Annotated in this window: 17 protein-coding genes; 9 read left to right on the top strand and 8 right to left on the bottom strand. The window is 59.0% G+C overall.

Annotation, left to right across the window (positions count from 1 at the left end):
- Nucleotides 1–81: 81 nt before the first annotated feature.
- The 5 genes from cadB to C9411_RS21390 all read left to right on the top strand — a co-directional run bounded on the left by cadB (nt 82) and on the right by C9411_RS21390 (nt 6,881).
- On the top strand, nt 82–1,425 hold the full coding sequence (gene cadB, locus C9411_RS21410) for a cadaverine/lysine antiporter (RefSeq protein ID WP_033635727.1): 1,344 nt from the start codon (nt 82–84) through the stop codon (nt 1,423–1,425).
- Between the two features lie 95 nt (nt 1,426–1,520).
- Complete coding sequence (gene cadA, locus C9411_RS21405; protein ID WP_107227888.1) at nt 1,521–3,659, top strand: lysine decarboxylase CadA; 2,139 nt, start codon at nt 1,521–1,523, stop codon at nt 3,657–3,659.
- A gap of 68 nt (nt 3,660–3,727) precedes the next feature.
- Complete coding sequence (dtpD, locus tag C9411_RS21400) at nt 3,728–5,179, top strand: dipeptide permease DtpD (RefSeq protein WP_107227887.1); 1,452 nt, start codon at nt 3,728–3,730, stop codon at nt 5,177–5,179.
- Nucleotides 5,180–5,235: 56 nt separating this feature from the next.
- On the top strand, nt 5,236–6,567 hold the full coding sequence (tilS, locus tag C9411_RS21395) for a tRNA lysidine(34) synthetase TilS (RefSeq protein ID WP_107227886.1): 1,332 nt from the start codon (nt 5,236–5,238) through the stop codon (nt 6,565–6,567).
- Nucleotides 6,567–6,881, top strand: coding sequence for a c-type cytochrome (locus C9411_RS21390; protein ID WP_063990775.1), 315 nt, complete (start codon nt 6,567–6,569; stop codon nt 6,879–6,881). Before tilS ends, C9411_RS21390 begins: the two co-directional genes overlap by 1 nt.
- Nucleotides 6,882–6,931: 50 nt before the next feature.
- Here the strand turns inward: C9411_RS21390 and rof are convergent, their stop codons facing one another.
- Entirely contained in the window at nt 6,932–7,195 is a 264-nt protein-coding gene (gene rof / locus C9411_RS21385; protein ID WP_004931991.1) for a Rho-binding antiterminator, read from the bottom strand.
- Entirely contained in the window at nt 7,182–7,382 is a 201-nt protein-coding gene (locus tag C9411_RS21380) for a YaeP family protein (protein ID WP_004931993.1), read from the bottom strand. The genes rof and C9411_RS21380 overlap by 14 nt, the downstream gene beginning before the upstream one ends.
- Nucleotides 7,383–7,595: 213 nt before the next feature.
- Between C9411_RS21380 and C9411_RS21375 the strand changes: the two genes are divergently transcribed.
- From C9411_RS21375 to nlpE, 3 genes are read left to right on the top strand one after another with little or no spacing between them, the layout of a single operon-like run.
- Entirely contained in the window at nt 7,596–8,144 is a 549-nt protein-coding gene (locus C9411_RS21375; protein ID WP_004931995.1) for a YaeQ family protein, read from the top strand.
- Nucleotides 8,145–8,147: 3 nt separating this feature from the next.
- A complete protein-coding gene (gene arfB, locus C9411_RS21370) occupies nt 8,148–8,561 on the top strand; it encodes an alternative ribosome rescue aminoacyl-tRNA hydrolase ArfB (RefSeq protein ID WP_107227885.1) in 414 nt (137 codons plus the stop codon).
- Nucleotides 8,562–8,590: 29 nt separating this feature from the next.
- A complete protein-coding gene (gene nlpE, locus C9411_RS21365) occupies nt 8,591–9,274 on the top strand; it encodes an envelope stress response activation lipoprotein NlpE (protein WP_063990778.1) in 684 nt (227 codons plus the stop codon).
- 60 nt (nt 9,275–9,334) lie between these two features.
- Here the strand turns inward: nlpE and proS are convergent, their stop codons facing one another.
- From proS to metN, 6 genes are all read right to left on the bottom strand, one after another.
- Entirely contained in the window at nt 9,335–11,053 is a 1,719-nt protein-coding gene (gene proS, locus C9411_RS21360) for a proline--tRNA ligase (RefSeq protein WP_063990779.1), read from the bottom strand.
- Nucleotides 11,054–11,173: 120 nt separating this feature from the next.
- A complete protein-coding gene (gene tsaA, locus C9411_RS21355) occupies nt 11,174–11,881 on the bottom strand; it encodes a tRNA (N6-threonylcarbamoyladenosine(37)-N6)-methyltransferase TrmO (RefSeq protein ID WP_063990780.1) in 708 nt (235 codons plus the stop codon).
- The gene (gene rcsF / locus C9411_RS21350; protein ID WP_025304011.1) at nt 11,878–12,282 is read right to left on the bottom strand and encodes an Rcs stress response system protein RcsF; all 405 of its coding nucleotides are present in this window, start codon (nt 12,280–12,282) and stop codon (nt 11,878–11,880) included. Before rcsF ends, tsaA begins: the two co-directional genes overlap by 4 nt.
- Nucleotides 12,283–12,396: 114 nt before the next feature.
- The gene (locus C9411_RS21345; RefSeq protein ID WP_063990782.1) at nt 12,397–13,212 is read right to left on the bottom strand and encodes a MetQ/NlpA family lipoprotein; all 816 of its coding nucleotides are present in this window, start codon (nt 13,210–13,212) and stop codon (nt 12,397–12,399) included.
- 39 nt (nt 13,213–13,251) lie between these two features.
- Nucleotides 13,252–13,905 (bottom strand): methionine ABC transporter permease MetI, encoded by a 654-nt coding sequence (locus C9411_RS21340; RefSeq protein WP_004932010.1) that lies wholly within the window; start codon nt 13,903–13,905, stop codon nt 13,252–13,254.
- Nucleotides 13,898–14,929 (bottom strand): methionine ABC transporter ATP-binding protein MetN, encoded by a 1,032-nt coding sequence (gene metN / locus C9411_RS21335; RefSeq protein WP_004932012.1) that lies wholly within the window; start codon nt 14,927–14,929, stop codon nt 13,898–13,900. Before metN ends, C9411_RS21340 begins: the two co-directional genes overlap by 8 nt.
- A 188-nt stretch (nt 14,930–15,117) precedes the next feature.
- Between metN and gmhB the strand changes: the two genes are divergently transcribed.
- Complete coding sequence (gene gmhB, locus C9411_RS21330; RefSeq protein ID WP_015378880.1) at nt 15,118–15,681, top strand: D-glycero-beta-D-manno-heptose 1,7-bisphosphate 7-phosphatase; 564 nt, start codon at nt 15,118–15,120, stop codon at nt 15,679–15,681.
- Nucleotides 15,682–16,104: the final 423 nt, after the last annotated feature.

Below are 16,104 nucleotides of genomic sequence, written 5' to 3'. Positions count from 1 at the left end.
TCCTGACTATCAAGCCGGCTCATTAAAATCTTTTATTTATGGGTGTGGCTTATAAGAAACGTAAATCAGGAGAAACTGACCATGGCTTCACCCAAGAAAATAGGGCTTATTGCCTGCACCGGCGTCGTCGCCGGTAATATGATGGGGAGCGGGATTGCCTTATTGCCCGCCAACCTGGCGAGTCTCGGATCTATCGCCATCTGGGGATGGGTGATCTCGATTATCGGGGCGATGTCGCTGGCCTATGTGTATGCCCGCCTCGCCACCAAAAACCCGCAGCAGGGCGGCCCTATCGCCTACGCGGGCGAAATTTCCCCGGCCTTCGGTTTCCAGACCGGCGTGCTTTATTACCATGCCAACTGGATCGGTAACCTGGCCATCGGCATTACCGCCGTTTCTTATCTCTCCACCTTCTTCCCGGCGCTGAACAACCCGGTACCTGCCGGCATCGCCTGTATCGCCATCGTGTGGATCTTCACCTTCGTCAACATGCTGGGCGGAACCTGGGTCAGCCGTTTGACCACCCTGGGCCTGGTGCTGGTGCTGATCCCGGTGATCGTGACCGCGACCCTCGGCTGGCACTGGTTTGACGCCGCCACCTATCAGGCTAACTGGAATACCTCCGGCACCACCGACAGCCATGCAGTGATCAAAAGTATCCTGCTGTGCCTGTGGGCATTCATCGGCGTGGAATCCGCGGCGGTCAGCACCGGCATGGTGAAAAATCCGAAACGCACCGTGCCGCTGGCAACCATGCTCGGCACCGGCCTGGCGGGCATCATCTACATCGCCGCCACCCAGGTGATCAGTGGTATGTTCCCGGCGTCTGAAATGGCCGCCAGCGGCGCGCCGTTCGCTATCAGCGCCTCGGCGATTATGGGCAACTGGGCTGCACCGATGGTTTCCGCCTTCACCGCCTTCGCCTGCCTGACGTCGCTGGGTTCGTGGATGATGTTGGTCGGCCAGGCCGGGGTACGCGCCGCCAACGACGGCAACTTCCCGAAAGTGTACGGCGAGCTGGATAAAAACGGCATTCCGAAGAAAGGTCTGCTGCTGGCCGGCTGCAAAATGACCGCGCTGATGGTGCTGATCACCCTGATGAGCTCCGCCGGCGGCAAAGCGTCCGACCTGTTCGGCGAACTGACCGGTATCGCGGTGCTGCTGACCATGCTGCCTTACTTCTACTCCTGCGTAGACCTGATCCGCTTCGAAGGGGTCAACGTGCGCAACCTGCTGAGCCTGATCGCTTCGGTGTGCGGCTGCGGCTTCTGCTTCATCGCGCTGATGGGCGCCAACTCATTCGAACTGTCCGGCACCTTTATCATCAGCCTGATTATCCTGATGTTCTACGCCCGGAAAATGAATACCCGCCAGGCTGCCAACGCAGCGGCGGTCGATGAAAACACCACGGCCAAAGCGCACTGATTCGCGTCCGCTGACCGACTGAATTTACCCAGCCCCTTTCTTTCCGACCTGTCAGCCGCGACGGGAAGGGGCTTGCTTTGCCAGGAGAAATGCATATGAACGTTATCGCCATCATGAATCACATGGGTGTCTACTTCAAAGAAGAGCCTATCCGTGAACTGCATCAGGCGCTGGAAAGTCTGGATTTCCGCATCGTTTACCCTAACGATCGCGAAGACCTGTTGAAACTGATCGAGAACAACGCCCGTCTGTGCGGGGTGATCTTCGACTGGGACAAATACAACCTGGAGCTGTGCGAAGAGATCAGCCAGTTGAACGAATACATGCCGCTGTACGCGTTCGCCAACACCTATTCGACGCTGGACGTCAGCCTGAACGATCTGCGCATGCAGGTGCGCTTCTTCGAATATGCGCTCGGCGCGGCAACCGACATCGCCGCCAAGATCAAACAGAATACCGACGAGTATATCGACACCATCCTGCCGCCGTTGACCAAGGCGCTGTTCAAATACGTGCGTGAAGGCAAATACACCTTCTGTACGCCGGGCCACATGGGCGGCACCGCGTTCCAGAAAAGCCCGGTGGGCAGCCTGTTCTACGATTTCTTCGGCCCGAACACCATGAAGTCGGATATCTCGATCTCGGTGTCCGAACTGGGATCGTTGCTCGATCACTCCGGCCCGCACAAAGAGGCGGAAGAGTACATTTCCCGCGTGTTCAACGCCGAACGCAGCTACATGGTCACCAACGGCACCTCTACCGCCAACAAGATCGTCGGCATGTATTCGGCGCCGGCGGGCAGCACGGTGCTGATTGACCGTAACTGCCACAAGTCGCTGACTCACCTGATGATGATGAGCGACATCACGCCGATCTACTTCCGCCCGACCCGCAACGCCTACGGCATCCTCGGCGGCATTCCGCAGAGCGAGTTCCAGCGTGCCACCATCGCCAAACGCGTGAAGGACACCCCGAACGCCACCTGGCCGGTGCACGCGGTGATCACCAACTCCACCTATGACGGCCTGCTGTACAACACCAACTTTATCAAGAACACCCTGGACGTGAAGTCTATCCACTTCGATTCCGCCTGGGTGCCTTACACCAACTTCCATCCGATCTATAAAGGCAAGTGCGGCATGAGCGGCGGCCGCGTGGAGGGCAAGGTAATCTATGAAACCCAGTCCACCCACAAACTGCTGGCGGCCTTCTCGCAGGCTTCGATGATTCATGTGAAGGGCGACATCAACGAAGAAACCTTCAATGAAGCCTACATGATGCACACCACCACCTCGCCGCACTACGGCATCGTGGCATCGACCGAAACTGCTGCGGCGATGATGAAAGGCAACGCCGGCAAGCGGCTGATCAACGGCTCTATCGAGCGCGCGATCAAGTTCCGCAAAGAGATCAAACGCCTGAAAGTCGAGTCCGACGGCTGGTTCTTCGACGTCTGGCAGCCGGAGCATATCGATGAGCCGGAATGCTGGCCGCTGCGCTCCGACAGCGCCTGGCACGGTTTCAAGAACATCGACAATGAACACATGTACCTCGATCCGATCAAGGTCACCATTCTGACGCCGGGGATGAGCAAAGAAGGCGAGATGCAACCGTTCGGCATCCCGGCCAGCATCGTGGCGAAATACCTCGACGAACGCGGCATCATCGTCGAGAAAACCGGGCCGTACAACCTGCTGTTCCTGTTCAGCATCGGCATCGACAAAACCAAAGCGCTCAGCCTGTTGCGCGCGATGACCGACTTCAAACGCTCGTTCGATCTGAACCTGCGGGTGAAAAACATGCTGCCTTCGCTGTATCAGGAAGCGCCTGATTTCTATGAAAACATGCGCATTCAGGATCTGGCGCAGAACATTCACCGCCTGGTGGAGCAACACAACCTGCCGGATCTGATGTACCGCGCGTTTGAAGTGCTGCCAACCATGGTGATGAATCCGTACCAGGCGTTCCAGAAAGAGCTGCACGGCGAAGTGGAAGAAGTCTATCTGGAAGAGATGGTCGGCAAGGTCAATGCCAATATGATCCTCCCATACCCACCGGGCGTGCCGCTGGTGATGCCGGGCGAAATGCTGACCGAGGAGAGCCGGCCGGTGCTGGAGTTCCTGCAGATGCTGTGCGAAATCGGCGCGCATTATCCGGGCTTTGAAACCGACATTCACGGCGCCTATCGTCAGGCGGACGGACGTTATCGGGTGAAAGTGCTGAAGGCGAAATAACCGCAGCCAATAACAGGGGAGGCGCTCGCGCTTCCCCTTTGCCGTTCACCGACTGATGGGAGACCTCCATGAAAACACCCTCACAGCCGCGCGCAATTTACTATGTCGTAGCCATACAAATTTGGGAATATTTCAGCTTTTACGGCATGCGTGCGTTACTGATTCTCTATCTGACCCACCAACTCGGCTATACCGACAGCCACGCCATCGATCTCTACAGCGCTTATGCTTCGTTAGTTTACGTCACTCCTATTTTGGGCGGCTGGCTCGCCGATCGCCTGCTGGGCAATCGCGTCGCGGTGATTGCCGGCGCGGCGCTGATGACGCTGGGGCATATCGTGCTCGGCCTAAGTGCGGTCTCCGCCCAGTCGCTCTATCTGGCGCTGGCCATCATCATCTGCGGCTACGGCCTGTTCAAATCCAATATCAGCTGCCTGCTGGGCGAGCTGTATCCGGCGCAGGACTCGCGCCGCGAAGGGGGGTTCTCGCTGCTGTACGCCGCCGGTAACGTCGGGTCTATTTTGGCGCCGATCGCCTGCGGGTTGGCGGCCGAGCGCTATGGCTGGCACGTCGGCTTTGCGTTGGCCGGGATCGGCATGTTCGCCGGCCTGGCGATCTTCCTGCTCGGCGGGCGCCACTTCCGCCATACCCGCGGCGTGAATGCACCGCTGATGCGCGCCAAAAGCCTGGGCTTGCCGCACTGGGGTTGGCTGCTGGCGGCGCTGCTGGCATCGCCGTTGTTCTTCACGCTGCTGTTTGTGCACGACTGGGCCGGCTATTTGCTCGGGCTGGTGTGCGTGGCGGCGGTGGTGCTGGTGGCGCGCATTATGCTGCGTGCGGACGCCGGCCAGCGCCGGGGGCTGTGGCAGATCGTTGCGCTGATGCTGCTGGGCACGCTGTTCTGGGCTTTCGCCCAGCAGGGCGGCAGCTCCATCAGCCTGTTTATCGATCACTTCGTCGATCGGCGCTGGTTCGGCTGGACGGTGCCGACCGCGCTGTTCCAGTCGATTAACGCCTGTGCGGTGATGCTGGGCGGCGTGGCGCTGGCATGGCTGGCGAGCGGCGACGGTACGGGCGATCGCACGCTGCGCATCTGGTGCAAGTTCGCCTTCGGTCTGCTGTTGATCGGCGTCGGCTTTGCGCTGATGGCGCTCAATACGCGGTTGCACGGGCCGGGATCGATGGGGCTGATGATCGCTGGCCTGGCAGTGATGGGCTTCGCCGAACTGTTTATCGATCCGGTGGCGATGGCGCAGATCACCCGGCTGAATATCCCCGGTGCCACCGGCGTGCTGACCGGTATCTATATGCTGGCGACCGGTTCGATTGCCAACTACCTGGCGGGCATTATCGCTAATCAGACCGCCGAGGATCACATCGAGGGGGCGGCGATGCAGGCGTATGGCCGCATTTTCGCTCAGATCGGCTGGGGAGCGGCCGGATGCGCGCTGGCGGTGATCGCGGTGGTGGGTGGCTGGTGGTTGCTGACGCGGCGCCAGGCCCGGACGGTTAATGCTTGATTGATGACGGTAGGCGGGGTTAACGTGCAGCTATGTAGAAGTAACAAAGCCTACCGATGAATACTGATCAATTAACGACGCGGGTGGCAGACCAGTTGGGCGCGCAGCAGCGGCTGCTGGTGGCGTTCAGCGGCGGCCTGGATTCCAGCGTACTGCTGCATCTGCTGGCGGCGTTGCGCCGCCAGCGTCCGGCGCTGCAGCTGCGTGCGCTGCACGTGCATCACGGCCTGAGCGCTTTCGCCGACCGCTGGGTTGAGCATTGCCGCAGCCGCTGCGCCGACTGGCAGATCCCGCTGACGGTGACGCACGTGCAGGTGGACGCCCGCCAGGGCGGCATCGAAGCGGCGGCGCGTGCGGCGCGCTATGCCGCCTTCAGCGCCGCCCTAATGGAGGGGGAAGCGCTGCTCACCGCCCAACACCTCGACGATCAAAGCGAAACCTTCCTGCTGGCGCTCAAGCGCGGCAGCGGGCCGGCGGGGCTGTCGGCGATGGCGGCGCGCGCGGCGCTGGGTGAGCACCTGCTGTTGCGGCCGCTGTTGGGCTGTTCGCGTCAGACGCTGGAAAGCTACGCGCAACGCCACGCCTTAACCTGGATAGATGACGACAGCAATCAGGACACGCGCTTCGATCGCAATTTCCTGCGGTTGCAGGTGCTGCCGCAACTCAATCAACGCTGGCCGCACTTCGCCTCGGCGGTGGCGCGCAGCGCCGGCCTGTGCGCCGAGCAGGAGCAGCTGCTGGACGAACTGCTGGCGGAACCGCTGCAAAGTCTGTTGGCGGCGGATCGATCATTGGCGATCGACGGCCTGACGGACTGTTCGCCGATGCGGCGCTTCGCCTTGCTGCGGCGCTGGATCGCGTTGTTTAACGTCACCATGCCGGCGCGTGAGCAGCTTCAGCGCCTGTGGGAAGAGGTGGCGCTCAGCCGAGAGGATGCCGAACCGCAGCTGCAGCTCGGCGCCTATCAGATTCGCCGTTTCCGCGGCCGGTTGCACCTGTTGCCGCCGCTGGCGGCGCTGCGCGATGTGCATCTGCCTTGGCAGCCTGACGAGCCGCTGGTGCTGCCGGACGGGTTGGGGCGGCTGATTGCCGGTGAGGGCGAGCTGGCGCTGCGTGCGCCGCAGCCGTCGCAGCGGATCAGCATTCGCTTCGGTGGCGCGCAGGGTACGGTGCGCATCGTGGGGCGCGCCCATTCGCGGCCGATAAAAAAACTGTGGCAGGAGCTGGGTATTCCGCCCTGGCAGCGTGAACGCATCCCGTTGATTTATTATGATGAGCAGCTGATCGCCGCGCTGGGCGTATTCGTCTGTGAAGCGGGGCTGGTGCCGGAAGGCGAACGCCCGTGGCGGCTGCGCTGGGAAAAAAATCATAATCGCGAGGAACAATAATGAAGTTTGTGGGGATCACGCTGTTGGCCGCCGGTCTGTTCAGCCTGCCGGCGTTGGCGGCGGGGGATGCGGCGGCCGGCCAGGCGAAAGCCGCCGCCTGTGCGGCGTGCCACGGCGCGCAGGGCAAGGTGACGGTGCCGATGTATCCGAACCTGGCCGGGCAGAATGCCATGTACCTGCAGCACGCGTTGCAGGCGTATAAGAAAGGGGAGCGCAACGGCGGCCAGGCCGAGGTGATGAAGGCCTACGTGTCGGGGCTGTCGGATGACGATATCGCCGATCTGGCGGCCTATTACGCCAGCCTGAAGCCTTAAATGACGAGGGCAGCCATTGGGCTGCCCTGTTGGGATGGGGTTACCGCTGCTCAGTCCGACAGACTGACGACCACGGTACCGATTTCCGGATGACTGAAACTGCTGATATGGTCCAGGCGCAGGTCGCGCTGCTGGCCGTTCTGTTCGATGGTCAGATACTCAACGCGTTTCTTTTGCAGCAGGTCGATCGCCTTGGCCTCGATCACTTCTCCGTCGCGTAACTCCAGCTTCAGAATAAGTTTATGCTGACAGGCGAGTTCCAGGTTGTCGTAGTCATCGCAATTGATGGGTTGGTACTCATCATTCATCAACATAGTCGCTCACCAATAAGTTAGCGGCGGCAAAGGCCGCCTGTTCCCTAACGGAGGACGGTAGCGCATCGTTCGCTGCGACATCGTCCAATGCCTTTAACGCACAAGCCAGCGCATCAGGCACGTAGCCAAGATCTCCACTGCCAATCTCGGCGTAAGTACGGCGTACTAACTCACAGTATTGTTGCACAGTTTCCTCCCTTAAGAACCTCTGCATCATCAAGACTACTATCGCGATGAGGCGCAGGCTCTCGGAGTTTTATCCTATCCTAGACGACTATAGCACAGCTGTTATGGAGTTATCAGCACCCCGGCACGCCTTTCGCACTGCCGCGGCCTGGCCGCGCTGGCGGCGTTCGGCCCTGATCAAGTACACTGTCGCCGGATAATAACGAGGTCACCCATGGCGCTGAAAGCAACCATTTATAAAGCCGCGGTCAATATTGCTGATATGGATCGTCACTTCTACCACGACGCCACGCTGACGCTGGCGCAACACCCGTCCGAAAACGAGCAGCGCATGATGCTGCGCCTGTTGGCCTGGATCTGCCATGCCGACGAGCGGCTGGTGTTCACCAAAGGGCTGAGCGCCGACGACGAGCCGGAGATCTGGCAGCGCAACGACCACAATGGGTTGGAAATGTGGATCGAGATGGGGTTGCCCGACGAAAAACGCATCCGCAAGGCCTGCAACCAGTCGCCGCGCGTGGTGTTGTACGCCTACGGCGAGCGCGCCGCGCACGTGTGGTGGCAGGGAATGCAGGGCAAGGTGGCCGGCTACAAGAACCTGAGCGTGCGTTTCCTCGACGACGAGCAGTTGGCGCGCCTGACGGCATTGGCCAGCCGCACTATGACGCTGCAGGCAACGCTGCAGGAGGGAACTATTTGGCTGTCCGATGCTCAGAATAGTCTGGAAATCCAGTTTGCCGAGTGGCAGCGGGCGCAGGTGTGACCGGTGCTCGAACTGTCAAGAAACGTAGCCATACCGGATAATGAGCTGGAATTGACGGCGATCCGCGCGCAGGGCGCGGGCGGCCAGCACGTGAACAAAACCTCAACGGCAATCCATTTGCGCTTTGACATCCGGGCATCCAGCCTGCCAGAGTATTATAAGGAAAGGCTGCTGGCGCTGAATCATCATCTCATTACCGCTGATGGCGTGGTGATTATCAAGGCGCAAGAGTATCGCAGTCAGGAATTGAATCGTGAAGCGGCGTTGGCCAGGCTGGCCGCGCTGATTCAGCAGGCGATGGTGGTGGAAAAAACACGCAAGGCGACCAAGCTGACGAAAGGGGCCAAACTGCGTCGCCTGGAAGGCAAGACACGTAAAGGCGCCACCAAAGCGCTGCGTGGCAAGGTTCGCACTTAGGAATACATGAACACAGTAGGAGAATAACTGTGAAGAAAATTACGGTAGCCCTGTTCCTCGCGGCAGGCGCACTCTCGTTGTTGGGATGCAACAATCATTATCAGCCGAAGGAACAACCGCTGCAGGCGATGCCGCAGAGTTATCAAGGGCTGTTGCCTTGCGCCGATTGCGGCGGTCTGGATACGGCGCTGTTCCTGGATGAGGACGGCACCTTCGTGCTGCAGGAAACCTATCGTGGCACCAAAGACGGCGATCAGACCTTTGCCGATTACGGTAAATGGGCGCGCACTGCGGATAAACTGGTGCTGACCGACAGCAACGGCGAAAAACGCTATTTCCGTCCGGTGGGCAAGAGTCTGGAAATGCTGGATCGCAGCGGCGTGCCGATCGAGTCCAAACTGAATTACCGCCTGGATCCGGTCGAGAAGCCGTTGCCTAAAACGCCGATGACGTTGAAAGGCAGCTACACCTATATGGCGGACGCGGCGGTCTTCAAGGACTGCGCTACCGGCAAAACCTTCCCGGTGGATAACAACATCGCGCTGGAGCAAGGTTACGCCAAAGCATATAAGACCGCCGGCGAGCCGGTATTCCTGACGTTCAGCGCGCATTTCAGCGTGCAGCCGTCGATGGAGGAAGGTCTGACCGAGAAGGCGCTGGTGCCGGACGGTAAAATCGCGTTCGATCGCAGCAAGAACTGCAGCAGCAAATAAGCGATTTCGGATATAAAAAAACCCGCGTGAGCGGGTTTTTTATTTTCTGGCATTCGTCGTTTAGCGTTTGATCTGGCCCAGCAGGAAATCAACGATTTCGCCGGTTTTGATCATTTGCTTCTCGCCGACGCGGCGGTTCTTGTACTCGATCTCTTCGTTGTCGAGGTTACGGTCGCCGATAACGATAGAGTGCGGCACGCCGATCAGCTCCATATCCGCGAACATCACGCCCGGGCGTTCTTTGCGGTCATCGAGGATCACGTCGATGCCGTGGGAGCGCAGGGTGTTGTACAGCTCTTCGGCCAGCGCCTGCACGCGGAACGACTTGTGCATGTTCATCGGCAGAATAGCGACCTGGAACGGCGCGATGGCGTCCGGCCAGATGATGCCGCGTTCGTCATGATTCTGCTCGATGGCGGCGGCCACGACGCGCGTGACCCCGATGCCGTAGCAGCCCATGGTCAGCACCTGGTTGCGGCCGTCTTCACCCTGCACGGTCGCTTTCATCGCTTCCGAGTACTTGGTGCCGAGCTGGAAGATATGGCCCACTTCGATGCCGCGTTTGATCAGCAGCGTGCCCTGACCGTCCGGGCTGGCGTCACCTTCCACCACGTTACGGATATCGGCCACCTGCGGCAGCGGCAGATCGCGCTCCCAGTTGATGCCGAAGTAGTGTTTGCCGTCAACGTTGGCGCCGGCGCCAAAGTCGCTCATCGCCGCCACGCTGCGGTCAGCAACCACCGGCATCGGCAGGTTGACCGGGCCGAGTGAACCCGGGCCGGCGCCGACGATGGCGCGAATTTCTTCTTCGGTGGCGAAGGTCAGCGGCGCGGCAACCTGCGCCAGCTTCTCGGCCTTGACTTCGTTCAGCTCGTGATCGCCGCGCACCAGCAGGGCAACCAGCTTGTGGCCGCTCTCTTCGGTGGCGCGCACCATCAGCGTCTTCACGGTTTTTTCCACCGGCAGCTGGAACTGCTCGACCAGTTCAACGATGGTTTTTGCGTTCGGCGTATCCACCAGACGCAATTCTTCGCCGGCCGCTGCGCGTGGAGCCGCCGGCGCGACCGCTTCCGCCAGCTCGATGTTGGCGGCGAAGTCGGAACCGGTGGAGAACACGATATCGTCTTCACCGCTGTCTGCCAGCACCTGGAATTCGTGCGAGGCGCTGCCGCCGATCGAGCCGGTATCGGCCTGCACCGGGCGGAAATCCAGGCCCATGCGGCTGAAGATTTTGCTGTACGCTTCGTACATTGCGTCGTAAGTCTCCTGCAGAGACTCCTGTGAGGTATGGAAGGAGTAGGCATCCTTCATCAGGAACTCACGGGAACGCATCACGCCGAAACGCGGGCGCACTTCATCACGGAACTTGGTCTGGATCTGGAAGAAGTTCAGCGGCAGCTGTTTGTACGAGCTGATCTCGTTGCGGATCAGATCGGTGATCACTTCTTCATGCGTCGGGCCCAGCACGAACGGGCGGTCGCCGCGATCGACGAAGCGCAGCAGCTCGGGGCCGTATTGCTCCCAACGGCCGCTTTCCTGCCACAGATCGGCAGGCTGAACCACCGGCATGGACACTTCGATCGCGTTAGCATTGTTCATTTCTTCGCGAACGATGTTTTCAACCTTTTTCAGAACGCGCAGGCCGGTCGGCAGCCAGGTGTAAAGACCGGAGGCCAGCTTGCGGATCATCCCGGCGCGCAGCATCAGCTGGTGGCTGATCACTTCGGCGTCGGCAGGTGTCTCCTTCAGTGTGGAGAGCAGATATTGGCTAGTACGCATGGTGTTTTGGTTCCGTTAGAACTGCAAATTGCATCGGGCTGCCAGAGTGGCGGCCAAAAGTGACAAAAGTGGTTTAGTTTACCAGCGCGAGCGGGTCGCCAAAAGAGAGGCGGCGGAATTTTAACGCGGGTCGAGCGCCAACACTTCGGTATGACCGTCCACGACGCGCCAGCGCACGTTGAAATCCAGCAGCCAGACGGCGTAATCCCGTTCGACGCCCTCTCCTTTACGATAGGCGGGACGGGGGTCTTGCGCCAGCACCTGGCTGATAAAACGCCTTAATTGCGGGTAACGCGCCTGATGTTGCTGCAGCTGCTGCTCGGCCTGTGGCGCGAAACGTACCGGCATATCGCCGGCGGGCGCGGCCTGGGCAAAGCCGGCGCGGGCCTGCGGCTGGCTTTCGGCGAACGGCAGATACGGTTTGATGTCTACCACCGGGGTACCGTCGACCAGATCGAGGCTGCCAAGCTCCAGCGTCACTTCGCCGTTTTTTACCCGCACGCCTTTCAGTTCGATCAGGGACATGCCGAGCGGGTTGGGCCGGAAGGTGGAGCGGGTGGCGAACACGCCCATGCGGGCATTGCCGCCTAAACGCGGCGGACGCACCGTCGGCCGCCAGCCGCCTTCCAGGGTTTGATGGAAAATGAACATCACCCACAGATGGCTGAAATCGCTGAGGCCGCGTACCGCCTCCGCCTGGTTGTAGGGCGGCAACAGCAGCAGTTCGCCGCCACCGTCTTCGACCAGCCCCGGCTGGCGGGGAACGGCGAATTTTTCTTTATACGGCGAGCGGATCACGCCGATCTGCTCGAAAACGAATTCGGTCATTTGGACGAGACGTTAAGCGCCGAGCCCTGGCAGACGGCCTGCTGGTAACAACCGGCGACGCCGCTGACGATCTGGCAGTCGTGCAGCAGCACGGCATTGGCCTTCATGTAAGACGCGCGGATTTGCATGCGTTTACGGGCGGTGGCCAGATTCGGTGGGGAGTCTTGTACGGTGGTTTGGCACGATTCGCCAGACACTTCACCCAGATCGCGGAACGGCTTGCCCACGAGCTCTTCTGCACTTTTGTACAGTTTTACCGGAGCGGGGCGGGCGGCCGGCGTAGTTTTGGCCGGGGCGGTGGTGGTCGGCTTGCTGGTGCTGTTTGTTGAGGACGGCGCGATACGTTGCGATGAACATCCGGCCAGCGCGAGCGCTAACAAACAGAGAGGTAAAACACGCATTGAGATTCCTCTGCCTTAATGAAAGTGGCGCTATTGAAGCAATCTATGGCGGAAATAACAAGACGGGCCTTGGCCCGTCTTGCAATTATAGGAATAAAATTGGCGAATAAGCGCTTACCAGCCTTTCACCGCCCCGCCGTTGAAGATTTTGTTGGCGGCGGCGTCCACTTCGTCAGACTGATAGGCCTGCACGAATTTCTTCACGTTTTCCGCATCTTTGTTATCTTCGCGCGCAACCAGCAGGTTGACGTAAGGCGAGTCTTTATCTTCCACGAACAGGCCGTCTTTCGCCGGCGTCAGACCGATCTGGCTGGCGTAGGTGGTGTTGATCACCGCCAGCGCGATCTGCTGATCGTCCAGAGAACGTGGCAACTGAGGCGCTTCCAGCTCAACCAGCTTCAGGTTTTTCGGGTTCTCGGTCACGTCCAGCACGGTCGGCAACAGGCCAACGCCGTCCTTCAGTTTGATCAAGCCGACTTTCTGCAGCAGCAGCAGCGAACGGCCCAGGTTGGTCGGATCGTTAGGCAGTGCGATCTGAGAACCCTCTTTCAGCTCGTCCAGCGATTTGATTTTCTTGGAGTAACCGGCAATCGGGTAAACAAAGGTGCTGCCGACCGGCACCAGCTTGTAGCCGCGATCTTTGATTTGCTGATCCAGGTACGGCTTGTGCTGGAAGGCGTTCAGATCGATATCGCCTTTGCTCAGCGCTTCGTTAGGCAACACGTAGTCGTTGAAGGTTACCAGCTCAACGTCCAGACCGTATTTCTCTTTCGCCACTTTCTGAGCGACTTCAGCCACTTGCTGCTCAGCGCCGACGATCACGCCGACCTTGATATGGTTTGGATTCTTTTCATCCTGGCCACAGCCCGCCAGAGCCAGAGTGCCGATCAGTGCGCCAATTGCCGCGATGGATTTAAATTTTAACGACATATCCCTTCCTCATTAGACTCGCATTAACATGCTGTGAAACTATTTATGGGTAACGGCTTTGACGATGCGATCGCCGCAGAACTGGATCAGATAAACCAAAACTACCAGTAATACTAATACGGTATTCATCACTGTGGCGTTATAACCGATATAACCGTATTGGTAACCGATTTGGCCCAGGCCGCCGGCGCCGACCGCGCCGCCCATGGCGGAGTAGCCCACCAGGGTGATCAGCGTGATGGTTGCGGCGTTGACTAGGCCCGGCAAGGCTTCCGGCAGCAACACTTTCTTGATGATCTGCATCGGCGTGGCGCCCATGGCGCGCGCCGCTTCCACCAGGCCGGACGGGATCTCCAGCAGGGCGTTTTCCACCATGCGCGCGATGAACGGCGCGGCGCCCACGGTCAACGGCACGATGGCCGCCTGCAGACCGATAGAGGTGCCGACGATCATGCGGGTAAACGGAATCATCCAAACCAGCAGGATAATGAACGGGATCGAACGGAAGATGTTCACCAGCCCGGACAGGATTTTATACAGCGAGTTGTTGGCGATGATTTGCCCCGGGCGGGTGACATACAGCAGCACGCCTACCGGCAGGCCGAGCACGAAACCGAAGAAGCCGGAGACAAAGGTCATCATGACGGTTTCCCACACGCCACGCGCCATCAACCACATCATTGCCTCAGACATAACCCAGAACCTCTACTTTTACCTGATTTTCTTGCAGGAACTTAATCGTCGCCAGCGCATCTTCGTCGCTGCCGTGCAGCTCCGCCAGCATCACGCCGAATTTCACGCCGCCGGCATAATCCATCTGGGCGCTGATAATGTTGTTGTTCACGTTGAAGCGGCGAGCGGCCTCAGACAGCAGCGGCGCATCGACTGACTGGCCGGTGAATTCCAGGCGCAAAAGCGGCTGGCGGTCGCCCTGACGTTCCGGCGACAGGCGCGCGGCGTAGTCGTCCGGGATATCGAGATGCAGCGTGGACTGAATGAACTGCTGGGCCAGCGGGGTTTTCGGGTGCGAGAACACTTCGCTGACGCTGTCTTTTTCGATCAGCTGCCCCTGGCTAATGACCGCGACCTGGTCGCAGATGCGTTTCACCACGTCCATTTCGTGGGTGATGAGCAGAATGGTCAGGCCCAGGCGGCGGTTGATGTCTTTCAGCAGTTCCAGGATGGAACGGGTGGTGGCCGGATCTAACGCGCTGGTGGCTTCGTCGCACAGCAGTACTTTCGGGTTGCTGGCCAGCGCGCGGGCGATCGCCACGCGCTGTTTCTGGCCGCCGGACAGGTTGGCCGGATAGGCGTCGTGTTTGTCCGCCAGGCCGACCAGCTCCAGCAGTTCGGTCACGCGCTTTTTGATCTCGGCGCGCGGCGTATTGTCCAGCTCCAGCGGCAGCGCCACGTTGCCGAATACCGTGCGGGAAGAGAGCAGGTTGAAGTGCTGGAAGATCATGCCGATTTGGCGACGGGCGCGCGTCAGTTCGCTTTCCGACAGCGAAGTCAGATCCTGACCATCGACCAGGACCTGGCCGGACGTTGGGCGCTCCAGCATGTTGGCGCAGCGGATCAGCGTGCTTTTGCCAGCGCCGGAAGACCCGATAACGCCATAGATTTGCCCGGCAGGGACGTGAAGGGTCACGTCAGAGAGCGCGGTAATGGTGCGCGAACCCTGCTGGAACACTTTAGTAATGTTAGAAAGTTTAATCATATTCTTCTTATTTTAGCGTGGTTGCCCGTGGCTAGATAAAAGTAAACCTCGGCGTGGAACCAAGGTATGGATCAGATGTTAAGGCGTCTAGACGTCCAAGTCAACGGCCAACGACGTTCTCCGGCGTTCTCAGTGCGGGGTAAAACATGCGATACTGTCAGCGTATACAGGCCCTCAGGAGCAAAGCGGTGACACAAAGCGTTCCAGCAATTTTTCTCGATCGTGACGGTACGATTAACGTTGACCATGGCTATGTCCATGAAATCGACAATTTTCACTTTATTGACGGCGTGATTGACGCCTGTCGCGAACTCAAAAAGATGGGCTTCGCGCTGGTGATGGTGACCAACCAGTCCGGCATTGCGCGCGGCAAGTTCAGCGAAGACCAATTTATGTACCTGACCGAGTGGATGGACTGGTCGCTGGCCGATCGCGACGTCGACTTCGACGGCATCTATTTCTGCCCGCACCATCCGGAGGCAGTAGTAGAAGAGTATCGTCAGGTGTGTGACTGCCGTAAACCGCAGCCGGGCATGCTGCTGCAAGCGCAGCAGGAATTGAACATCGATATGGCCGCTTCTTATATGGTGGGCGATAAACCGGAAGATATGCAGGCGGCGATCGCGGCCGGCGTTGGCACCAAGGTGCTGGTGCGTACCGGCAAACCGGTGACCGAGCAGGGCGAAAAGCTGGCCGATTGGGTGCTAAATAGCCTGGCGGACCTGCCGGCAGCCATCAAAAAGCGGGTTTAATAGGCGTTACGAATGAATAGTGAGCGGTCAGATAAAAAATGCATATTATCGCTTGTCATTCTGAACCGACTCCCTATAATGCGCCTCCATCGACACGGCGCAAGTGATTCACTTCACACAGCGGCCGGGAAGAAAGAGAAAAAATCCTGAAAATTAGGGTTGACTCTGAAAGAGGAAAGCGTAATATACGCCACCTCGAGTTAGCAAGCGAAAGCACCTAACTCACTGCTCTTTAACAATTTATCAGACAATCTGTGTGGGCACTCCACAAGACGATATCCAGCATCTTCGGATGCAAAAAAATATCAAGTCTTGAAGAGTGACTAACTGAAGTAAAATTCATGCAGTAAATCTTTGAGCATCGCTTCTCGAGTGGAAGCAAATCAAGCTTTTAATTGAAGAGTTTGATCATGGCTCAGATTG

The organism is Serratia sp. Nf2, assembly GCF_003028435.1.
Lineage (GTDB): Bacteria > Pseudomonadota > Gammaproteobacteria > Enterobacterales > Enterobacteriaceae > Serratia > Serratia marcescens_L.
Note: the sequence above shows the minus strand (reverse complement) of the source record. Positions and strands in the feature narration are given on the sequence as shown.

Bases quoted from the DNA above. Each gene is read 5' to 3' on its own strand.
- C9411_RS21390 (WP_063990775.1), top strand. From the start codon at position 6,567: ATGAAGTTTGTGGGGATCACGCTGTTGGCCGCCGGTCTGTTCAGCCTG.
- tilS (WP_107227886.1), top strand. From the start codon at position 5,236: ATGAATACTGATCAATTAACGACGCGGGTGGCAGACCAGTTGGGCGCG.
- proS (WP_063990779.1), bottom strand. From the start codon at position 11,053: ATGCGTACTAGCCAATATCTGCTCTCCACACTGAAGGAGACACCTGCC.
- C9411_RS21345 (WP_063990782.1), bottom strand. From the start codon at position 13,212: ATGTCGTTAAAATTTAAATCCATCGCGGCAATTGGCGCACTGATCGGC.
- rcsF (WP_025304011.1), bottom strand. From the start codon at position 12,282: ATGCGTGTTTTACCTCTCTGTTTGTTAGCGCTCGCGCTGGCCGGATGT.
- metN (WP_004932012.1), bottom strand. From the start codon at position 14,929: ATGATTAAACTTTCTAACATTACTAAAGTGTTCCAGCAGGGTTCGCGC.
- rof (WP_004931991.1), bottom strand. From the start codon at position 7,195: ATGTTGATGAATGATGAGTACCAACCCATCAATTGCGATGACTACGAC.
- tsaA (WP_063990780.1), bottom strand. From the start codon at position 11,881: ATGACCGAATTCGTTTTCGAGCAGATCGGCGTGATCCGCTCGCCGTAT.
- cadB (WP_033635727.1), top strand. From the start codon at position 82: ATGGCTTCACCCAAGAAAATAGGGCTTATTGCCTGCACCGGCGTCGTC.
- cadA (WP_107227888.1), top strand. From the start codon at position 1,521: ATGAACGTTATCGCCATCATGAATCACATGGGTGTCTACTTCAAAGAA.
- C9411_RS21340 (WP_004932010.1), bottom strand. From the start codon at position 13,905: ATGTCTGAGGCAATGATGTGGTTGATGGCGCGTGGCGTGTGGGAAACC.
- dtpD (WP_107227887.1), top strand. From the start codon at position 3,728: ATGAAAACACCCTCACAGCCGCGCGCAATTTACTATGTCGTAGCCATA.
- C9411_RS21375 (WP_004931995.1), top strand. From the start codon at position 7,596: ATGGCGCTGAAAGCAACCATTTATAAAGCCGCGGTCAATATTGCTGAT.